Annotated in this window: 16 protein-coding genes and 4 tRNA genes; 17 read left to right on the forward strand and 3 right to left on the reverse strand. The window is 47.5% G+C overall.

From position 1 onward, the window contains the following. From PY479_RS07980 to PY479_RS08000, 5 genes are all read left to right on the forward strand, one after another. Positions 1-76, forward strand: a tRNA-Glu gene (locus PY479_RS07980). A 26-nt stretch (positions 77-102) separates the two neighbouring features. Next, positions 103-178, forward strand: a tRNA-Ala gene (locus PY479_RS07985). 119 nt (positions 179-297) lie between these two features. Continuing rightward, positions 298-373: transfer RNA gene (locus PY479_RS07990), tRNA-Glu, on the forward strand. Positions 374-400: 27 nt separating this feature from the next. After that, a tRNA-Ala gene (locus PY479_RS07995) sits at positions 401-476 on the forward strand. Positions 477-893: 417 nt separating this feature from the next. Beyond that, positions 894-1,292, forward strand: coding sequence for a GFA family protein (locus tag PY479_RS08000; RefSeq protein WP_275483443.1), 399 nt, complete (start codon positions 894-896; stop codon positions 1,290-1,292). Positions 1,293-1,496: 204 nt separating this feature from the next. Here the strand turns inward: PY479_RS08000 and PY479_RS08005 are convergent, their stop codons facing one another. Next, entirely contained in the window at positions 1,497-3,326 is a 1,830-nt protein-coding gene (locus PY479_RS08005; RefSeq protein WP_275483505.1) for an ABC transporter ATP-binding protein, read from the reverse strand. Between the two features lie 190 nt (positions 3,327-3,516). Between PY479_RS08005 and PY479_RS08010 the strand changes: the two genes are divergently transcribed. The 6 genes from PY479_RS08010 to PY479_RS08035 all read left to right on the forward strand — a co-directional run bounded on the left by PY479_RS08010 (position 3,517) and on the right by PY479_RS08035 (position 9,088). Beyond that, on the forward strand, positions 3,517-5,043 hold the full coding sequence (locus PY479_RS08010) for an AlkA N-terminal domain-containing protein (protein ID WP_275483444.1): 1,527 nt from the start codon (positions 3,517-3,519) through the stop codon (positions 5,041-5,043). A gap of 1 nt (position 5,044) precedes the next feature. After that, positions 5,045-5,575, forward strand: a complete 531-nt coding sequence (locus tag PY479_RS08015) for a methylated-DNA--[protein]-cysteine S-methyltransferase (protein WP_275483445.1) — start codon at positions 5,045-5,047, stop codon at positions 5,573-5,575. A gap of 83 nt (positions 5,576-5,658) precedes the next feature. Further along, complete coding sequence (locus tag PY479_RS08020; protein WP_275483446.1) at positions 5,659-6,105, forward strand: hypothetical protein; 447 nt, start codon at positions 5,659-5,661, stop codon at positions 6,103-6,105. Positions 6,106-6,199: 94 nt separating this feature from the next. Next, a complete protein-coding gene (locus PY479_RS08025) occupies positions 6,200-7,090 on the forward strand; it encodes a chemotaxis protein (RefSeq protein WP_212596002.1) in 891 nt (296 codons plus the stop codon). A 127-nt stretch (positions 7,091-7,217) separates the two neighbouring features. Then, on the forward strand, positions 7,218-8,441 hold the full coding sequence (gene sstT, locus PY479_RS08030; protein WP_212596003.1) for a serine/threonine transporter SstT: 1,224 nt from the start codon (positions 7,218-7,220) through the stop codon (positions 8,439-8,441). Between the two features lie 251 nt (positions 8,442-8,692). Further along, positions 8,693-9,088 carry a hypothetical protein gene (locus tag PY479_RS08035; RefSeq protein WP_275483447.1) on the forward strand — a complete coding sequence of 132 codons (396 nt, stop codon included), beginning with the start codon at positions 8,693-8,695 and terminating at the stop codon, positions 9,086-9,088. A gap of 15 nt (positions 9,089-9,103) precedes the next feature. On the opposite strand, the gene PY479_RS08040 is transcribed toward PY479_RS08035, so the two are convergent. After that, entirely contained in the window at positions 9,104-9,757 is a 654-nt protein-coding gene (locus PY479_RS08040) for an RluA family pseudouridine synthase (RefSeq protein ID WP_212596005.1), read from the reverse strand. A 46-nt stretch (positions 9,758-9,803) separates the two neighbouring features. Then, entirely contained in the window at positions 9,804-10,397 is a 594-nt protein-coding gene (locus tag PY479_RS08045; protein WP_275483448.1) for an ACP phosphodiesterase, read from the reverse strand. A gap of 355 nt (positions 10,398-10,752) precedes the next feature. Between PY479_RS08045 and queA the strand changes: the two genes are divergently transcribed. The 6 genes from queA to PY479_RS08075 all read left to right on the forward strand — a co-directional run bounded on the left by queA (position 10,753) and on the right by PY479_RS08075 (position 16,812). After that, complete coding sequence (gene queA, locus PY479_RS08050; protein WP_275483449.1) at positions 10,753-11,790, forward strand: tRNA preQ1(34) S-adenosylmethionine ribosyltransferase-isomerase QueA; 1,038 nt, start codon at positions 10,753-10,755, stop codon at positions 11,788-11,790. Positions 11,791-11,932: 142 nt separating this feature from the next. After that, entirely contained in the window at positions 11,933-13,057 is a 1,125-nt protein-coding gene (gene tgt, locus PY479_RS08055; protein WP_212596008.1) for a tRNA guanosine(34) transglycosylase Tgt, read from the forward strand. A 27-nt stretch (positions 13,058-13,084) separates the two neighbouring features. Continuing rightward, on the forward strand, positions 13,085-13,420 hold the full coding sequence (yajC, locus tag PY479_RS08060; RefSeq protein WP_212596009.1) for a preprotein translocase subunit YajC: 336 nt from the start codon (positions 13,085-13,087) through the stop codon (positions 13,418-13,420). Between the two features lie 17 nt (positions 13,421-13,437). Beyond that, complete coding sequence (gene secD, locus PY479_RS08065; protein WP_212596010.1) at positions 13,438-15,291, forward strand: protein translocase subunit SecD; 1,854 nt, start codon at positions 13,438-13,440, stop codon at positions 15,289-15,291. A gap of 13 nt (positions 15,292-15,304) precedes the next feature. After that, positions 15,305-16,252 (forward strand): protein translocase subunit SecF, encoded by a 948-nt coding sequence (secF, locus tag PY479_RS08070; protein WP_212596011.1) that lies wholly within the window; start codon positions 15,305-15,307, stop codon positions 16,250-16,252. 242 nt (positions 16,253-16,494) lie between these two features. Next, positions 16,495-16,812, forward strand: a complete 318-nt coding sequence (locus tag PY479_RS08075) for a DUF2007 domain-containing protein (protein ID WP_212596012.1) — start codon at positions 16,495-16,497, stop codon at positions 16,810-16,812. Positions 16,813-16,840 lie beyond the last annotated feature (28 nt).

Genomic DNA, 16,840 nt, shown 5'->3' on the forward strand with positions numbered 1-16,840 from the left:
GTCCCCTTCGTCTAGAGGCCTAGGACACCGCCCTTTCACGGCGGTAACAGGGGTTCGAATCCCCTAGGGGATGCCAAAACCGATTTTCGGAACAAGAATTTCGGGGCTATAGCTCAGCTGGGAGAGCGCTTGCATGGCATGCAAGAGGTCTGCGGTTCGATCCCGCATAGCTCCACCAATTGCTTATTCAGGGTCCTTCGGGATGCCAATTTTACTGATACAGCCTTATATCAGTAAAATAAAAGAGTCAGCAGGTTTCATACCGCCTCAGGAAACAGAGTAAAGTTTCGGTCCAGTGTCCCCTTCGTCTAGAGGCCTAGGACACCGCCCTTTCACGGCGGTAACAGGGGTTCGAATCCCCTAGGGGATGCCAATTCACTTCCGTCTGGGATCTGAATTTGGGGTTATAGCTCAGCTGGGAGAGCGCTTGCATGGCATGCAAGAGGTCTGCGGTTCGATCCCGCATAGCTCCACCAACACATAATGAACCGCCTCAGGCGGTTTTTTTATGCCTGCGATTTAGTTCGAGCCCATTTTATATCAGTTGCTAAAAGGCCCCGTATTGTTGGGTTTAATGTGATAGTGGGCCTCCAATTTTAGCAATTATGCTGAGATTAAGTTTGGACAGGAGGTGAGCTACCGCGTTTATTCAAGCGCCGGGTATCGATTTATGCAAGTCAACCTTTGCTATTGTCTATTATGACCTGTAGTCGCACAGTGAATTTAGCCACCTGATAAGAGGTGAGAGACTCACCTCTTAGATGATATCGACTCCTAAGGCGGCGTGAATTGTCATGCTCAGCTAGACATCGATCAAAGTGGAAAAGCCCGTTATTAACATGTATATTTGCACGATATAAAATGTTTAATTTTCATTGGCTTGGAGCATTTAAATGAATAAGATTCAAGGTGGCTGCCACTGTGGACATGTAAGCTGGGAATTTGAGTTGCCAGTAAAAACGGTAGTTAAATGCCACTGCAATAATTGTAGGAAATTACAGGGTTCCGATTATAGTTCTTGGATTGTCGTGCCAAAGTCTCAGTTCAAAGTTAACTCAGGCAGGGAAGAGATCTCTACGTATCATTTTTCAGAAGTATCACAAAAATATTTTTGCGCTAATTGCGGCTCTACGGTTTATGGCATTAATGGAAAACATTTTCCTACGGACTTTATGGTTCCACTCGGAGAAGTTGACAATTATTCTGAAGATTTAGCCCCTAAAATCCAAGTTTATTCTAAAGATAAAGCAGAATGGGTTCATATCCATGATGATGAACCTGTCGTTAGTTAAAAATACTACCAGTGCAGCGGCAAATTAATCGGTGACTCTTGGTTTGCTGCTGTTGCAAGCTCTAAAACCTAAGATTGGAATAGCCCGTATTTCCGTTTATCTTAGGACGGGACAAATTGTAATATCCTTGTATCGGTTGCTGCCGATTCAAGCATCTGTGACAATCCGTATTAATCGCTATTCCGCTCTTACAATAAATATCTCTTAGTCAACGCCGAGGAAACCGCCGGTCTGATGCGCCCACAAATGCGCATAGATGCCATTATTCTGCAACAGTTCTTGGTGTGTTCCCTGCTCAATAACGCGCCCTTGATCCAGTACTATCAGGCGATCCATCGCAGCAATGGTCGACAAACGATGCGCAATAGCAATAACGGTTTTGCCTTCCATTAGCTGATACAGACTTTCCTGAATAGCGGCTTCGACTTCGGAGTCCAGTGCTGAGGTGGCTTCGTCAAGGATCAGTATTGGTGCATCCTTCAGCAGCACACGGGCAATGGCTATACGTTGGCGCTGACCACCAGAAAGTTTAACGCCGCGTTCTCCAACCTGTGCATCTAAACCACTGTTACCTTTGGGATCAGTCAAGGTGGCGATAAATTCTTTTGCCTGAGCTTTTTCGATTGATTGCAGCATCTCCGCTTCAGTCGCATCTGGTCTACCGTAGAGAATATTCTCGCGAATAGAACGATGGAGCAGGGAAGTATCCTGCGTCACCATACCAATATTGGAGCGTAATGAATCCTGGGATATTTCCCGGATGTTCTGTCCATCGATGCAGATATTGCCCTTTTCCACATCATAAAATCGCATCAGCAGGTTAACCATGGTTGATTTACCTGCACCGGAACGGCCAACCAAGCCAATTTTTTCTCCAGGTTTTATATGCAGATCCAGATCGTTTAATACCCCGTTCTGTTCACCATAATGGAAATTAACATGATTAAAGTCGATGGCACCTTTGCTCACCAATAATGGTTTCGCTTCCTGAACATCTACAATATTGGCGGGTTGTGACAAGGTGTGCATACCGTCAGTGACGGTACCGATATTTTCAAATAGGGCACTAACTTCCCACATGATCCACTGTGACATACCATTAAGTCGCAATGCCAAACTCACTGCAATGGCAATCGCTCCCACGGTAATCGCACTTCCCATCCACAACCAGATCGACAGCGCGGTGACGGCAAACGCCAATGAGTAGTTGAGTACCTGCACACTGACGTTGATACCCGTAACTAGCCGCATTTGGCGGTAAACCGTGTCCAGAAAGCCTGCCATGCTAGTACGTGCGTAATCTGCTTCCTGATGGGTATGGGCAAATAATTTAACGGTTGTGATGTTGGTGTAACTATCAACAATGCGACCGGTCATTGTTGAGCGGGCATCGGCTTGTTCACTGGAAACGCGCTTTAACCGCGGCACAAAATACCATTGCAAGCTGATATATATCACTAGCCACAGCATCATCGGCATCATTAAACGCCAGTCAGCACGGGCCATCATGATCACCATAGAAGTGAAATACACGAGGATATACACCAATACATCGAGCAATTTCATCACAGTTTCGCGAATGGCTAAGGACGTTTGCATCACTTTAGCGGCGATACGCCCCGCAAAATCATTCTGGTAGAACGCTACGCTTTGCTTAAGCAGATATTTATGTGCCAGCCAGCGAACTGACATGGGGTAGTTACCAAGCAAACTCTGATAAGCAATCAGTGCATGAGCCAGTGTTAACAGCGGAATTAACACCAGTACCATCAGTGTCATTCCCAATAACTTCGTCCCTTCCTGTTGCAGTAATGTTGCCGGGTCTTTGGTGACTAACCAATCGACAAGTTGTCCCATAAAGCCAAACAATGACACTTCCAATACCGCTAAGGTGGCAGTCAGTACTGACATGATGACGAGTGGAACTTCAAAACCGCGAGTGTAATGGCGGCAAAACGCAAACAGTCCTTTGGGGGGTTGGGCCGGATCGACATCCGGTAACGGGTCGGTCCAACCCTCAAATATACTAAACAACTTCTGGATCATGGTTTTTCTTCTTTGCCAATGCTGACGCTAGCATACCTTATTTATCGGAGTTGCTGCATGGCTTAATGGTTTCATTGTGTTTAGGAACGACGATGATAATTGAGTTCCGTTTTCCGCTGGTTAAGCGACCTTGGGTTGGTTAACCTTGGCAATATTCGATAGTCATCGGTGACTGCTCATGAGCTTTGTGGACTTACATCCAGACACTTGCCGACAGGCGCGATTAAGCCGGGATTTCCGTTTTGATGGCCGCTTTTTTGTCGGGGTTTTAAGTACGGGCATTTATTGTCGGCCGGTATGTCCTGCGGTCAGTGCCAATGAGAATAACGTGCGTTATTTTGCCAGCGCTGCTGCGGCTGCGGCAGCGGGTTTGCGTCCTTGCTTACGATGTCGTCCAGAGAGCGCCCCCGGTTCTTGTGCTTGGCGCGGCACTCGCACCACGTTAGAACGCGCGATGCGTCTGATAGAGCAGGGGGCATTAAATGGCGACAGCCAATCAGCTGTGGATTCGCTGGCGGAACGTCTGGGGATTAGTAGTCGCTGGCTGCGTAAATTATTTACTCAATCGATAGGAACATCGCCTGTACAGTATGCCATATATTGCCGCCTGCTCTTGGCAAAGCAGCTTTTGCACGAAACCGGGTTAACCATCACTCAGGTGGCGCTGGCTTCCGGGTTTAATAGTGTGCGTCGTTTTAATGAAGTGTTTCAACAGCGCTTGCAAATGACACCGTCCGCCATTCGTCGTCATAAATCTGTTTCTGATTACGGTACTATGCAGTTATTTTTAAGTTATCGCCCCCCTTATGACTGGCAACACCTTCGCAGTTTTTTCCACTATCGAGCCGTGCCAGCAATGGAATGGTTTGAACAGCATGGTAACGAAGGTTATGGTCGAACGCTGTTAGTGAAGCATCAGCAGCATCAGTTACGAGGCTGGTTTTTTGCCATCAATCAGCCGGAACAACACCGCTTTTCCGTTGAGATTGCATTGGCTGCTGACGGCAATTTGGAATTGCTTCCGTTATGGTTACAGCGGATCCGTCAGATCCTGGATTTAGATACAGAACCAGTGATTATCCACGAACGCTTATTAGCGTTGCAGGCGTATTTACCCGGGCTACAGGTTATGTCAGGGTTGCGTTTACCCGGCTGTAGCTCATCATTTGAGGCGGGTGTCCGAGCGGTGTTAGGACAACAAGTTAGTCTCAAACAGGCCACGACATTGTTGGGGCAATTGGTGCGGCAATATGGTGAAAAACAGATTATTAATGGCAGGGATTGTGTATTTTTTCCTTCGGCGGAGTTGCTGGCTGTTCAGGAAAGTCTCCCATTACCGATGCCGCAAAGTCGGCAGCAGACATTACAGCGATTGGCCATATATTTGCATCACAGAGATGAAGCAACAGAGACCATTACCGACAGTCATTTGCTGAACGATTGGCTCGATATTAAGGGTATTGGCCCGTGGACGGTTGCCTACGCTGCCATGCGGGGATTGTCAGCACCGGACATTTTACTTTGCAGTGATTTAGTTATTAAAAAGCAATTACAGCAAATGGCTGCAGTCGCCGAGATAACGGATCTTAATAGCTTTAGTCAGACTATCGCTGCCAGCATTTCACCTTGGGGGAGCTACTTAACTCTGTCGTTATGGCACCAGGCCGCATCAACCAAGGCTAAAAATTCAGTATCGGAGTCATAATATGAGCAATGTCGTTTCAATGCTAAAGGTGCCATCCAACGCTGCACCAATCGCGGAGTTGATATTAGACTCGCCGTGTGGTGTTTTATGGTTGGCCGCTAACGAATCCGGACTATGTTATCTTCGTCCTATCTCGGCACAATGTGCTGAATTGGTTTCAGCACCCAAGCCGAGTCACCAGCCAGCAGAGACAATTCTGCAGCAAGCGAAACAGCAATTGATAGAGTATTTTGCAGGAACGAGACAGATGTTCAATGTGCCATTAGCACCCGATGGTACGGCATTTCAACGCAAAGTATGGCAACAGTTGATGCAAATACCTTACGGTGATAGTTGCAGTTACGGCGAGCTTGCTGACCAGATACAACAGCCTACGGCTGCACGTGCGGTTGGCACCGCCAATGGCGCCAATCGCATCGCAATTATCATTCCCTGTCATCGGGTAATTGGTAAAAATGGTCAGTTGACTGGTTATGCGTGGGGGCTGCAAATGAAGCAACTATTGTTGGACTTGGAAGCGAAATCTAAATAAATTTTTGCAGAATATCACCGATTGCGAATAAACATTGGGGTATCTTTCATCGTCGATATTCCAGTTACTTAGTGGTAATAGAAGTGGAACTTATCTGGTTAAATGAATCTGTAGCCGCATTGGCCATTACGCCGCAGTCGTCGCTACCCTCAATGCTTAAACAGCATGCTCTGCAAGCGGTACTGCAATTGCAACCTGTCACTGATTGTGAACTGCCATCGGAAATCATCGCGCTGCAACTGGCATTGCCACTGCAACCGAGTCCGGACGATCGCTTTTTGCAACAATTAGCGCTGCAACTGCCAGCGGCATTGTCATTTGTTGAGGGTCAGCAACAGCAGGGCCATAAAGCATTGATGACTGCCGCTGACGCTGGGGTATTAGGTGTCATGATGGCTAACTTCTTAATGACACAAGGTGCCGCACCTGTACACGCGGTGGCTCAGGTTCGGTCATTGTATGATGATGCTTTTACCAACGAAGGCTGGGATCAATTCGTGTTTGATGTACTGTATCGTATGCAAGCCTGAATCTGTGCGGCAGATCCTGGCATCCTCACAGTAGTTTTTCACCGCTGTGTTATGCTAACGCCGTTTAATGACGTCATTTATTTGCGGAGACCCCATGAAAAGCAAGGCTAACCAGTCACAAGGATTACTTTTGTTCAGGTTGTCACAACGACAGTTGTTTGCCATGGGCACACTGAAAATCCGTGAATTGGTGCCATATCAACCGCTAAGTCAATTACCTAATGCTCATGCGGCGGTCGTCGGCGCTGCCGCGATCCGTGGACACACACTTCCGGTGGTTGATATGGCGGCCGCGGTGGGCTATCCCCCGTTAACGAAAGACGAGATGAAGTCAGGGTATATCATCATCACTGACTGTCAGCGGATGGTGATTGGCTTTCTGGTCCGAGGCATTGATAAAATCGTTGAGTGTAACTGGCGTGACATTGAGTCACCCCCACAAAATCTAGGCAAAAATGCGTTTCTGACAGGGGTTACACGGTACGACGATCAACTCATTCAGTTACTGGATTTAGAGCTGCTGTTATCAAAAATTTTCCCTCAGGCTTCACAGAAGCTGGTGGGGGTCACCGATATTCAACGAGAATTGCTGCGGCCTTTGCGCATTTTATTGGTAGATGACTCTAAAGTTGCCCGCAAACAATTGTGCGATGCGTTGGATGATCTCAACATTCCATATGATGTAACCTCCAATGGTAAGGAAGCACTATCCATTATGGAGCAAGGTGCGGCTGAACAGCGTCCGGTAGATATTCTGGTGAGCGACATTGAGATGCCGGGGCTGGATGGTTATGAATTGGCGTTTGAGGTCCGAGACAATACACTGTTACGTCATGCCTATATTATTTTGCACACCTCTTTATCCAGTGAGATTAGCGTGAGTCAGGCACATCAGGTCGGGGCAAATGAAGCGCTGACAAAATTTGATGCCCGTGAACTGGTGGAAGCCATGTTGCGTGGTGCAAAATCACTGACCGGGGATTAATCACTCGCCTTATTTTCATGTATTTTAGTGTTTTTACCTGATACTGGCTGGACAAGCTGGGGCATCTCCGATAAAAACGTAACTCCAATGGCGCCCGCCATCATGAATAATAATGATAGGTTTAGTGATGAACGTATTTTCCTCTATTTTTCAGCGCATACTTCGTGGCAGTCTGGTATTACAGATTTTTACCGGTATTATCGCCGGGATCTTGCTGGCAGTTATCGCGCCGCAGTGGGCTGGAAAAATCGCGTTCCTCGGAGAATTGTTTGTTGGTGCACTCAAAGCAATAGCACCCATTTTGGTCTTCCTGCTGGTCACAGCATCCATTGCTAACCAGAAGAAAAATACCCAGACCAACATGAAACCTGTGGTGATCCTATATCTCGTTGGTACTTTTGCGGCGGCACTCACAGCTGTTGCCGCAAGCTTTATGTTCCCATCTTCATTAGAACTACAGACATCCCAACAACAGTTATCACCACCACAAGATATCGGTGAAGTGTTGCATACCTTGTTGTTCCGACTGATTGATAATCCCGTTAATGCACTGATGAGCGGTAATTATATTGGGATCTTGGTTTGGGCTATTGGTCTTGGACTTACGCTGCGCCATGGCAGCGAATCTAGTAAACAGGTGTTCTGGGATATCGCTCATGGTGTCTCGCAGATGGTGCGTTTTGTTATCCGTCTGGCACCGTTGGGCGTGTTTGGTTTGGTCGCTGTGGCAGTATCTGAAACTGGTTTCGGCGTGTTGGCAGGCTATGCGCACTTGTTAGCCGTATTGCTTGGGGCCATGTTATTTATCGCTTTAGTGGTGAATCCATTACTGGTTTTTTATAAGACTCATCAGAACCCGTATCCATTAGTTCTGACCTGTTTAAGGGAAAGTGGGGTAACCGCCTTTTTTACGCGCTCCAGTGCCGCGAATATTCCGGTCAATATGGCATTGTGTGAGCGTCTTAAATTGCATGAGGACACTTATTCTGTGTCGATCCCGTTAGGGGCAACGGTAAATATGGGCGGTGCCGCAATTACCATCACGGTACTGACGTTGGCGGCGGTCAACACCTTGGGTATTCCAGTGGATATTCCTACTGCCTTGCTGCTCAGTTTAATCGCTTCGATCTCTGCTTGTGGCGCCTCAGGTGTGGCAGGTGGCTCATTGTTGTTGATCCCGCTAGCCTGTAGTTTATTTGGTATTGATAACAGCACTGCCATGCAGGTCGTGGCCGTTGGTATGATCATCGGCGTAGTGCAGGATTCAGCAGAAACCGCATTGAACTCTTCTACGGATGTGGTATTCACCGCGGCGGCTTGTATTGGGGCTGAACGCCAACAGCAGTCTTAATATCGTCATGATATCTAGGATGAAGGCAGCTTTAAGGCTGCCTTTATCCTATATGATCTCCACTGTGAGGTGTTTCACTAAACACTGAAATAGCGCTAGTAGAGTGATATTGATCGCGTCTTTCAATTGTTAATGCGATACACTGCGCACACATATCAAGGTCATCACTCACGAATAGTAATAGTGCCAATGAGTGGTTCGATCTGTCCTTCACGTCTTGATTACTTTTTGCATTTGGGGGCAAAAGTATTATGGGATTACTGCTGGATATCCAAGATAAAGTGCCATTGCAATTGCGGGGATTAAGTAAACTTTCCGGAATTTCTGCAGTTGAAAAACGTCGCCGATTACTGCTGAGTCATCAGGGACAACGCCAGTTAGTGGGGTGTTGGCGCGATCAGCGAGAAAACCTAAATGACGAGGTACATCTCTTCCGTGATAACGGTAAATGGATAATGGCATCTTGGTTTAGTGATGGTTGCCATAGTCTGGATGAAATGAATGCTATTGATACCGCAGATGGTGTGCGTCTTGAAGAAAAAGACGGCAATGTTTTTGGCGAATATCTGTTGTTACAAGGGAACGATACCCTCGCATTCTGTAACGAGAATGGTTGTTACTGTACTGCGGAAAAAATCAGTTTTTAACTTCCTGACCGGTCTCTAAAAGCCGGCCATGCTGACAAAATGCATCTCTTTGCCAGACCACGGATGATTGAAAATCAAACTGGCCGCATGAAGGCATAGCCTTGGCCGAGCCTTTTGTACCTGTTCATCACCGTAGAAATCATCCCCTAAGATTGGATGGCCAAGCGCCAACATATGCACACGCAATTGATGGGTTCGGCCAGTTTCCGGCTGCAGTGCTAACAGGGTTGACTGCTCTCGGCGCGCTAACACCCGGTAATGCGTCACGGCTTTACGTCCTTCCTCATCGACTTTTTGCAGCGGCGGATTTTGTTTATCTGCCGCTAATGGCAGATCTACGGTACCTTCATCATCTTTGACAATACCGGCGACTTCGGCGATATACAGTTTGTCATTACGACGTTCCTGAAACTGTGTCTTCAGATTCGACTCTGCCTTTTTACTGCGAGCAAACACCATAATCCCAGAGGTGGCGCAATCTAAGCGATGGACCAGTAATGTTTCTGGGTAAAGTTGTTGTAAGCGGGTAAGCGCACAATCGTGAGTATCCTCAGCCCGACCTGGATTGGATAGTAGCCCTGCCGGCTTATTTATCACAATAATGTCGCGGTCTTTATAACGGATATCCAGCCAAGGTAACGCTGGGGGCTGATAATCAAACTTCTGCATAAAGGCTCCTTTAGTCGCGACGCATTCTAGCAGAAACAGCCCATCATCACAGATATTGTTCCGGTGTTTTGCGCGCTAATATCCGGCTATAGGCCATCAATTGCGGATAGAAAGTACGAAAGGCAATCTCTACCTCTACATCCAGTGATACCAGCGCATTGGCGGCACCTTGGAACAGTTGAGGTTGTGATACCCGGCGACTGACGCCTTGCAGGGCCGCTTCGAGGCCATTGCGGTGCGCGTATGACAATAACCAATTGTCCTGTTTCATCAGCGGCACCAGACGTTGAAGCCGCACTGGCAATTGCGGCGTTTGTTCCAACGCGTGATAGGCTTGGTCACAAAATAGTGGCAACGAGGTGTGATGGTATTCATCCCAACAGCGGGCGAGCATGTGGTCAAATGCCAAGTCAATCAACACTGGTGCCACTCTTTGCAGCGATTTAGGAAATTGCCAACGCAACTCTTTGATGAGCTCATGATCGTCGGTGATACGATCGAGTTGACGATGTAACCAAATTCCTTGTTGCAGATGCAAAGGATGATCTGCAATATTGCCTTTAGCAAAATCGCCCGCCAGGTTGCCTGCCAGAGATGTTCCACTGATGTCCGCCAGGTGTAAGTGGGCCAGAAAGTTCATAATTTGTACTTGCGCGTTTTTATCATCGGGCTATTATGTCCCACCAGAGTTTGAAATGCATCAAAGATGCCGGCACGCGTATATAGTATTGTATACGTACCTTTCTAAAGGCTGTTGGTTTAAAGGATCAAGGATGATGTGGAACTGGATCGGCAAATTCATTGGTAAAGACCCCCAACCTCAACGCAAACGGGTGCAAATAGACATTCCGTTTGAGCAAATCTTGTCATGCCCGCCTGTAATGGATGAACATAAGCAGGAGGATGTTTCGAAGTCAGAACCCAAGGACTCTTGATCTTGTTTCGACCAGCCCCTAGACTAGCGGCCGTTTTATCGCTAAGCAGAGGCTCCCCCAATGCGAGTTGCAGATTTCGCTTTCGATCTACCTGAAGAGTTGATCGCTAAATTCCCTATGCCTGAACGTAGTGCATCCAGACTGTTGCGTCTGGATGGTGATAGTGGTGCGCTCAGTGATCTTCATTTCACCGATATTCTGGATTTGGTAGAAGAAGGCGATTTAATGATATTTAACAATACTCGTGTAGTGCCAGCGCGAGTATTTGGTCATAAAGCCAGCGGTGGCAAACTGGAAATCCTGCTCGAGAGAATGCTCGATGATAAGAGGATGCTGGCACATGTCCGCAGTTCTAAATCCCCTAAAGTGGGCTCAACAATTGAGCTTGATGGCGGTTATCAACTGAAAATGCAGGCGCGTCATGATGCACTGTTCGAACTGGAATTACAGGGCGATAGCACCATCTTGGCGATGTTGGAAGCCGTAGGCCACATGCCTTTGCCACCCTATATTGACCGGCCGGATGAGGATGCTGACAAAGAACGTTATCAGACGGTTTACAGTAAAAATCCAGGCGCAGTCGCCGCGCCAACCGCGGGGTTACATTTTGACGAACCACTGCTGGAAAAGCTGAAAGCAAAAGGGGTGAAGCAAGCCTTTGTCACATTGCACGTTGGTGCGGGTACTTTTCAGCCGGTGCGTGTAGATGATGTTCAGAAGCATCACATGCATTCCGAGTGGGCCAATGTGCCGGCAGATGTGGTTGAAGCGATCCGTGCGACTAAAGCTGCGGGGAAACGGGTTATTGCGGTTGGCACAACATCGGTGCGCTCACTGGAAAGTGCTGCCAAATTCAATGGCGGCGAAATCCAACCATTCTGCGGCGATACCGATATTTTTATCTATCCGGGATTCGATTTTAAAGTTGTAGATGCGATGGTGACTAATTTCCATTTACCAGAATCCACGTTGATCATGCTGGTGAGTGCTTTCGCCGGATTTGAACATGTGATGCCTGCCTACCATCATGCAGTTGCGGAGAAATACCGTTTCTTCAGTTATGGTGATGCCATGTTTGTGACTAAGAAATTAAAGTGAGATAAGCCATTGCGGTACACTATTGCTGTAAACCGTATGGCGTTTAAACAGGGCAGAGGAGTGCGCCGCACTTCTGGTTGCCCTTTTGTTTGATGGCTTCAGGCCATTTATAAGTCGGACTGTTTCTCTGACGAGGTAATAAATGAAATTTGAATTGGATACCACTGATGGCCGCGCTCGACGTGGACGATTAGTTTTTGAGCGGGGTACGGTAGAAACCCCAGCGTTTATGCCGGTGGGAACCTACGGCACCGTAAAGGGGATGACTCCGGAAGAAGTCCGTGCCACTGGCGCTGATATCCTGCTGGGCAATACTTTTCATCTTTGGTTACGTCCCGGTGAAGAAGTGATGCGAAAACACGGTGATTTGCATGATTTCATGAATTGGCCTCGGCCAATTTTAACCGACTCCGGTGGTTTCCAGGTATTCAGCCTTGGCGATATCCGTAAAATTACCGAAGAAGGCGTGCATTTTCGTTCGCCTATCAATGGCGAGAAAATTTTCCTCGATCCAGAAAAGTCGATGCAAATTCAGCATGCACTCGGCTCAGATGTGGTGATGATTTTCGATGAATGTACACCTTACCCAGCAACACCCGACGAAGCGCGCAAATCGATGGAGATGTCGCTGCGTTGGGCTAAACGGTCCCGCGAAGAATTTGACCGGCTGGAAAACCCTAATGCGTTATTTGGCATTATTCAGGGCAGTGTTTATGAAACCTTGCGTGACGAAAGCCTGAAGGGTTTAGTAGCAATAGGATTCGATGGCTATGCTATCGGCGGTTTAGCGGTGGGTGAACCTAAAGCGGATATGCACCGGATCCTGGAACATGTCTGTCCGCAGATCCCGGCCGATAAACCACGGTATTTAATGGGCGTGGGTAAACCAGAAGATCTGGTGGAAGGTGTTCGGCGAGGCGTTGATATGTTCGACTGTGTGATGCCCACACGAAACGCACGTAATGGTCATCTTTTTACCAGTGATGGTGTGATAAAAATCCGTAATGCACGTCACAGGGATGACACATCACCATTGGAATCTGAGTGTGATTGTTATACATGCAAACATTACTCCAGAGCCTATCTGCATCATCTCGACCGTTGTAATGAAATGCTCGGAGCCCGGCTCAATACCATTCACAATCTCCGTTATTATCAAAGATTGATGGAAGGTTTGCGTGGCGCCATAGAGACAGGTACATTAGACGCCTTTGTAAAGGATTTCTATAGCCGTCAGGGGCGAGAAGTGCCTGATCCGATTGATTGAATCCACTGTTAATAAGAAGAGAGAACTATGTTTATTTCAAATGCTTACGCGAGTGCAGCCAATGGAGCTCCTCAGTCTGGCGGCACCATGGAATTGGTGTTTATGCTGGCGATTTTTGCACTGATCTTCTATTTCATGATTTTCCGTCCGCAGTCCAAGCGCGTGAAAGAACACAAAAATCTGATGGCTTCTTTGGGCAAAGGTGATGAAGTGTTAACCAGCGGTGGCATTGTAGGCAAGATTGCCAAGATCGCTGAGGACAATGATTATGTGCTGATCAGTCTTAACGATGACACTCAAATCACCATCAAAAAAGACTATATTGCGGCGGTATTGCCAAAAGGCTCTATGCAGTCGCTGTAAGCCAAGGGAGCTGAGGCGTGTTAAATAAGTATCCTATGTGGAAGAACCTGATGGTGATTATTATCATCGCCGTCGGTGCTTTCTATGCTATCCCCAACCTCTTTGGTGAGGACCACGCAGTTCAAGTGGTGGGAACCCGTGGTACGGCAGTCACTGCCGCCACACAGACAGAAGTCAATCAGCTGCTTGCTACCAAGGGCATCGCGATTAAGCGTTCTGAGCTGGAAAATGGCCAGTTGCTGGTGCGCGTAAACAATGCTGAAGATCAGTTACTGGCGAAAGAAGCGATTGCTTCTGCGCTTGGTGAAAATTTCTCGGTTGCGTTGAACCTGGCGCCTGCGACTCCAGCCTGGTTGGAAAAGCTTGGTGCGACTCCCATGAAACTGGGTCTCGACTTGCGTGGCGGTGTGCATTTCCTGATGGAAGTGGACATGAGTGAAGCCATTCGCAAGATGGAAGATGCTAAAGTTGCAGATTTCCGTAGTGAACTTCGTGAACAACGCATTCGTTATGCAGGTGTCAAGGCAACGCCAAAAGGCATTGACATCAATTTCCGTGATGCAGAGTCTCTGACAAAAGCTGAACAGTATCTGAAAACCCATTCCAATAATGAAATGGTGTTTACCAATGCTTCAGCTGGTGACGTATTAGTGTTGCACGCTACGATGAGTGAGCAATATTTGCGTCAGATTAAAGAAGATGCACTGACTCAGAACATCACCACTATTCGTAATCGTGTCAACGAACTCGGTGTTGCTGAACCTGTCGTTCAACGTCAGGGGGCAGAGCGCATTATTGTAGAACTGCCTGGTGTTCAGGATACCGCTCGTGCTAAGGAAATTCTTGGGGCAACAGCTTCAATCGAATTCCACATGGTGGATCAGAAAACTGATTTGGCGGCAGCTCAAGCTGGTCGGTTACCTGCAGGCTCAGAAGTATACAAACGTCGTGAAGGCGGTGAAGTAGTACTCCAAAAAGAAGTCATGTTAACCGGCGATCATATTACCGGCGCGCAACCTTCTTTTGACCAATACAGTCGCCCTCAAGTGAGCATTAACCTCGATGCCAAGGGCGGTAGCATTTTCTCCGATGTTACTAAAGACAACATCGGTAAGCCAATGGCCACTTTATACATTGAGTACAAGGATAGCGGCGAACGCAATCCGGATGGCTCAGTAAAAATGAATAAAGTGGAAGAAGTGATTTCTGTGGCGACAATTCAGGCGCGTCTTGGTCGTAACTTTGTAATCACCGGCTTAACCCATGGTGAAGCGCAGAATCTGGCATTGCTATTACGTGCCGGTGCCTTGATTGCCCCTGTATCCATTGTTGAAGAACGTACCATTGGTCCAAGCCTTGGTGCTGAAAACATTCAGAATGGTTTACAGGCGATGATTTGGGGTATGGCAGTAGTATTGTTATTCATGATGTTCTACTACCGTGCTTTTGGTGTGATTGCTAACCTAGCATTGACCGCGAACCTCGTAATGGTCGTGGGTATCATGTCGATGATCCCTGGCGCTGTGTTAACGCTGCCAGGTATCGCCGGGATGGTGTTGACTGTCGGTATGGCTGTGGACGGTAACGTGCTGATTAACGAACGTATTCGTGAAGAGTTACGGGCAGGTCGTTCAATCCAGCAATCGATCCATGAAGGTTATGCTAACGCATTTTCAACCATTGCTGACGCAAACATTACCACCTTCATCACTGCATTAATCCTATTTGCAGTGGGCACTGGCGCCATTAAGGGCTTCGCTGTGACCTTGATGATCGGTATTGCTACATCCATGTTTACCGCGATTGTGGGTACACGTGCGATTGTGAACGCCTTGTGGGGCGGTAAGCGCCTTAAAAAGCTGTCTATATAAGGAGCATGTGGAAATGTTGCAGATTTTATCCTTTAAAGGCTCAGTCAACTTTCTCCGGCATGCATTGCCGATCAGTATTATGTCGTTGATCCTGGTCGTATTATCGTTGGTATCGTTAGGTACCAAAGGCATCAACTGGGGGCTGGATTTTACCGGTGGTACGTCTATTCAGCTGACTTTCAGTAAGCCAGCAGATCTCAGCACAATGCGTGATACGCTGGACCGTGAAATTACCTCTGGTGCCGTGGTGCAGAACTTTGGTTCTAGTCGTGATGTTGTGGTACGACTACAGACTAAAGAAGGCGTGAAAAGTGATGACCAGGTCAAATTGGTACTCAGTGCTGCTAAGGCTCAGGATCCTGATGTCGTGCAAAAGAGTGTCGAGTTCGTTGGTCCTCAGGTCGGTAAAGAGCTCGCAGAGCAGGGCGGATTAGCGGTATTAGTCGCGCTGATCTGTATCTTGATATATGTCACCTTCCGTTTTGAGTGGCGTTTATCAGTAGGTGCGGTAGCCGCGTTGGCGCACGATGTGACAGTAACTCTTGGCCTATTCTCCTTCTTACAGCTTGAGTTTGACCTGACAGTGCTCGCCGGCGTGTTAACGGTAGTAGGTTACTCACTTAACGACACTATCGTGGTATTTGACCGTATCAGAGAAAACTTCTTGAAGATGCGTAAAGCGACACCGACAGAAGTGGTTAACGCGTCAATTACGCAGACGATGAGTCGTACTATCATCACAACCGGTACAACGATTATTACCGTGATCGCGCTTTTCCTGAAGGGTGGTACGTTGATCCATGGCTTTGCCACGTCGTTGCTGATGGGTATCACCGTAGGTACATACTCTTCAATCTATGTTGCGAGCTTCCTAGCCATCAAACTTGGTGTCTGTCGCGAACATATGATGCCGGTGCAGGTAGAGAAAGAAGGTGCAGATCAGCCTTCCATCATGCCGTAACCACTATTAACGCTAAAAAACCACCTACGGGTGGTTTTTTTATGAGCCGGTTTCTCAATATTTACGCACGATGACGCTCAAATGTTGATGAAAAGTAAATTTTTACGCAGGGCAACTCGACAGGCGTGCTTTCAGGAAGTAGCATGGCGATTAACAAAATTTGAACAGTTCATTTTTTGTTCATCTAAATCATTCCTGTTTTTTCTTTGTCTAAACAGCAAAGTGCAGTGGTAGGAAGTCACATGGAAGAACGTAAGATATTAGTTGCCGGTGGAAATCTGCTTCAGGCTCATACATGGAAAGGTATGCTGGAAGCCTGTGGTATTACCGTGGAATTGCGTGGCGAAGCACTCATGGGCGGTGTCGGTGAATTACCGGTTGATTTACAAACTGTGGAATTGTGGGTGCCGGAATCTCAACTGGAGCCAGCTCAGACGCAGCTGGCGACATTAAATGCCGATCTCCCTCAATGGCAATGTTTGCAATGTCATGAATTTAATGACGCGAGTTTTGAACTGTGTTGGAATTGCAGTGCCGAACGCAGTGAATGCCACAACTGAGGATTATGCTGCCATCTGGTAACCTGAG

This window comes from Shewanella sp. A32 (genome assembly GCF_029167175.1).
Classification (GTDB): Bacteria; Pseudomonadota; Gammaproteobacteria; order Enterobacterales; family Shewanellaceae; genus Shewanella; species Shewanella yunxiaonensis.

Excerpts from the sequence above, each read along its gene's own strand:
- PY479_RS08000 (WP_275483443.1), top strand. The coding sequence starts at position 894 with ATGAATAAGATTCAAGGTGGCTGCCACTGTGGACATGTAAGCTGGGAA.
- PY479_RS08010 (WP_275483444.1), top strand. The coding sequence starts at position 3,517 with ATGAGCTTTGTGGACTTACATCCAGACACTTGCCGACAGGCGCGATTA.
- PY479_RS08015 (WP_275483445.1), top strand. The coding sequence starts at position 5,045 with ATGAGCAATGTCGTTTCAATGCTAAAGGTGCCATCCAACGCTGCACCA.
- PY479_RS08025 (WP_212596002.1), top strand. The coding sequence starts at position 6,200 with ATGAAAAGCAAGGCTAACCAGTCACAAGGATTACTTTTGTTCAGGTTG.
- sstT (WP_212596003.1), top strand. The coding sequence starts at position 7,218 with ATGAACGTATTTTCCTCTATTTTTCAGCGCATACTTCGTGGCAGTCTG.
- PY479_RS08035 (WP_275483447.1), top strand. The coding sequence starts at position 8,693 with ATGGGATTACTGCTGGATATCCAAGATAAAGTGCCATTGCAATTGCGG.
- PY479_RS08040 (WP_212596005.1), bottom strand. The coding sequence starts at position 9,757 with ATGCAGAAGTTTGATTATCAGCCCCCAGCGTTACCTTGGCTGGATATC.
- PY479_RS08045 (WP_275483448.1), bottom strand. The coding sequence starts at position 10,397 with ATGAACTTTCTGGCCCACTTACACCTGGCGGACATCAGTGGAACATCT.
- queA (WP_275483449.1), top strand. The coding sequence starts at position 10,753 with ATGCGAGTTGCAGATTTCGCTTTCGATCTACCTGAAGAGTTGATCGCT.
- tgt (WP_212596008.1), top strand. The coding sequence starts at position 11,933 with ATGAAATTTGAATTGGATACCACTGATGGCCGCGCTCGACGTGGACGA.
- yajC (WP_212596009.1), top strand. The coding sequence starts at position 13,085 with ATGTTTATTTCAAATGCTTACGCGAGTGCAGCCAATGGAGCTCCTCAG.
- secF (WP_212596011.1), top strand. The coding sequence starts at position 15,305 with ATGTTGCAGATTTTATCCTTTAAAGGCTCAGTCAACTTTCTCCGGCAT.
- PY479_RS08075 (WP_212596012.1), top strand. The coding sequence starts at position 16,495 with ATGGAAGAACGTAAGATATTAGTTGCCGGTGGAAATCTGCTTCAGGCT.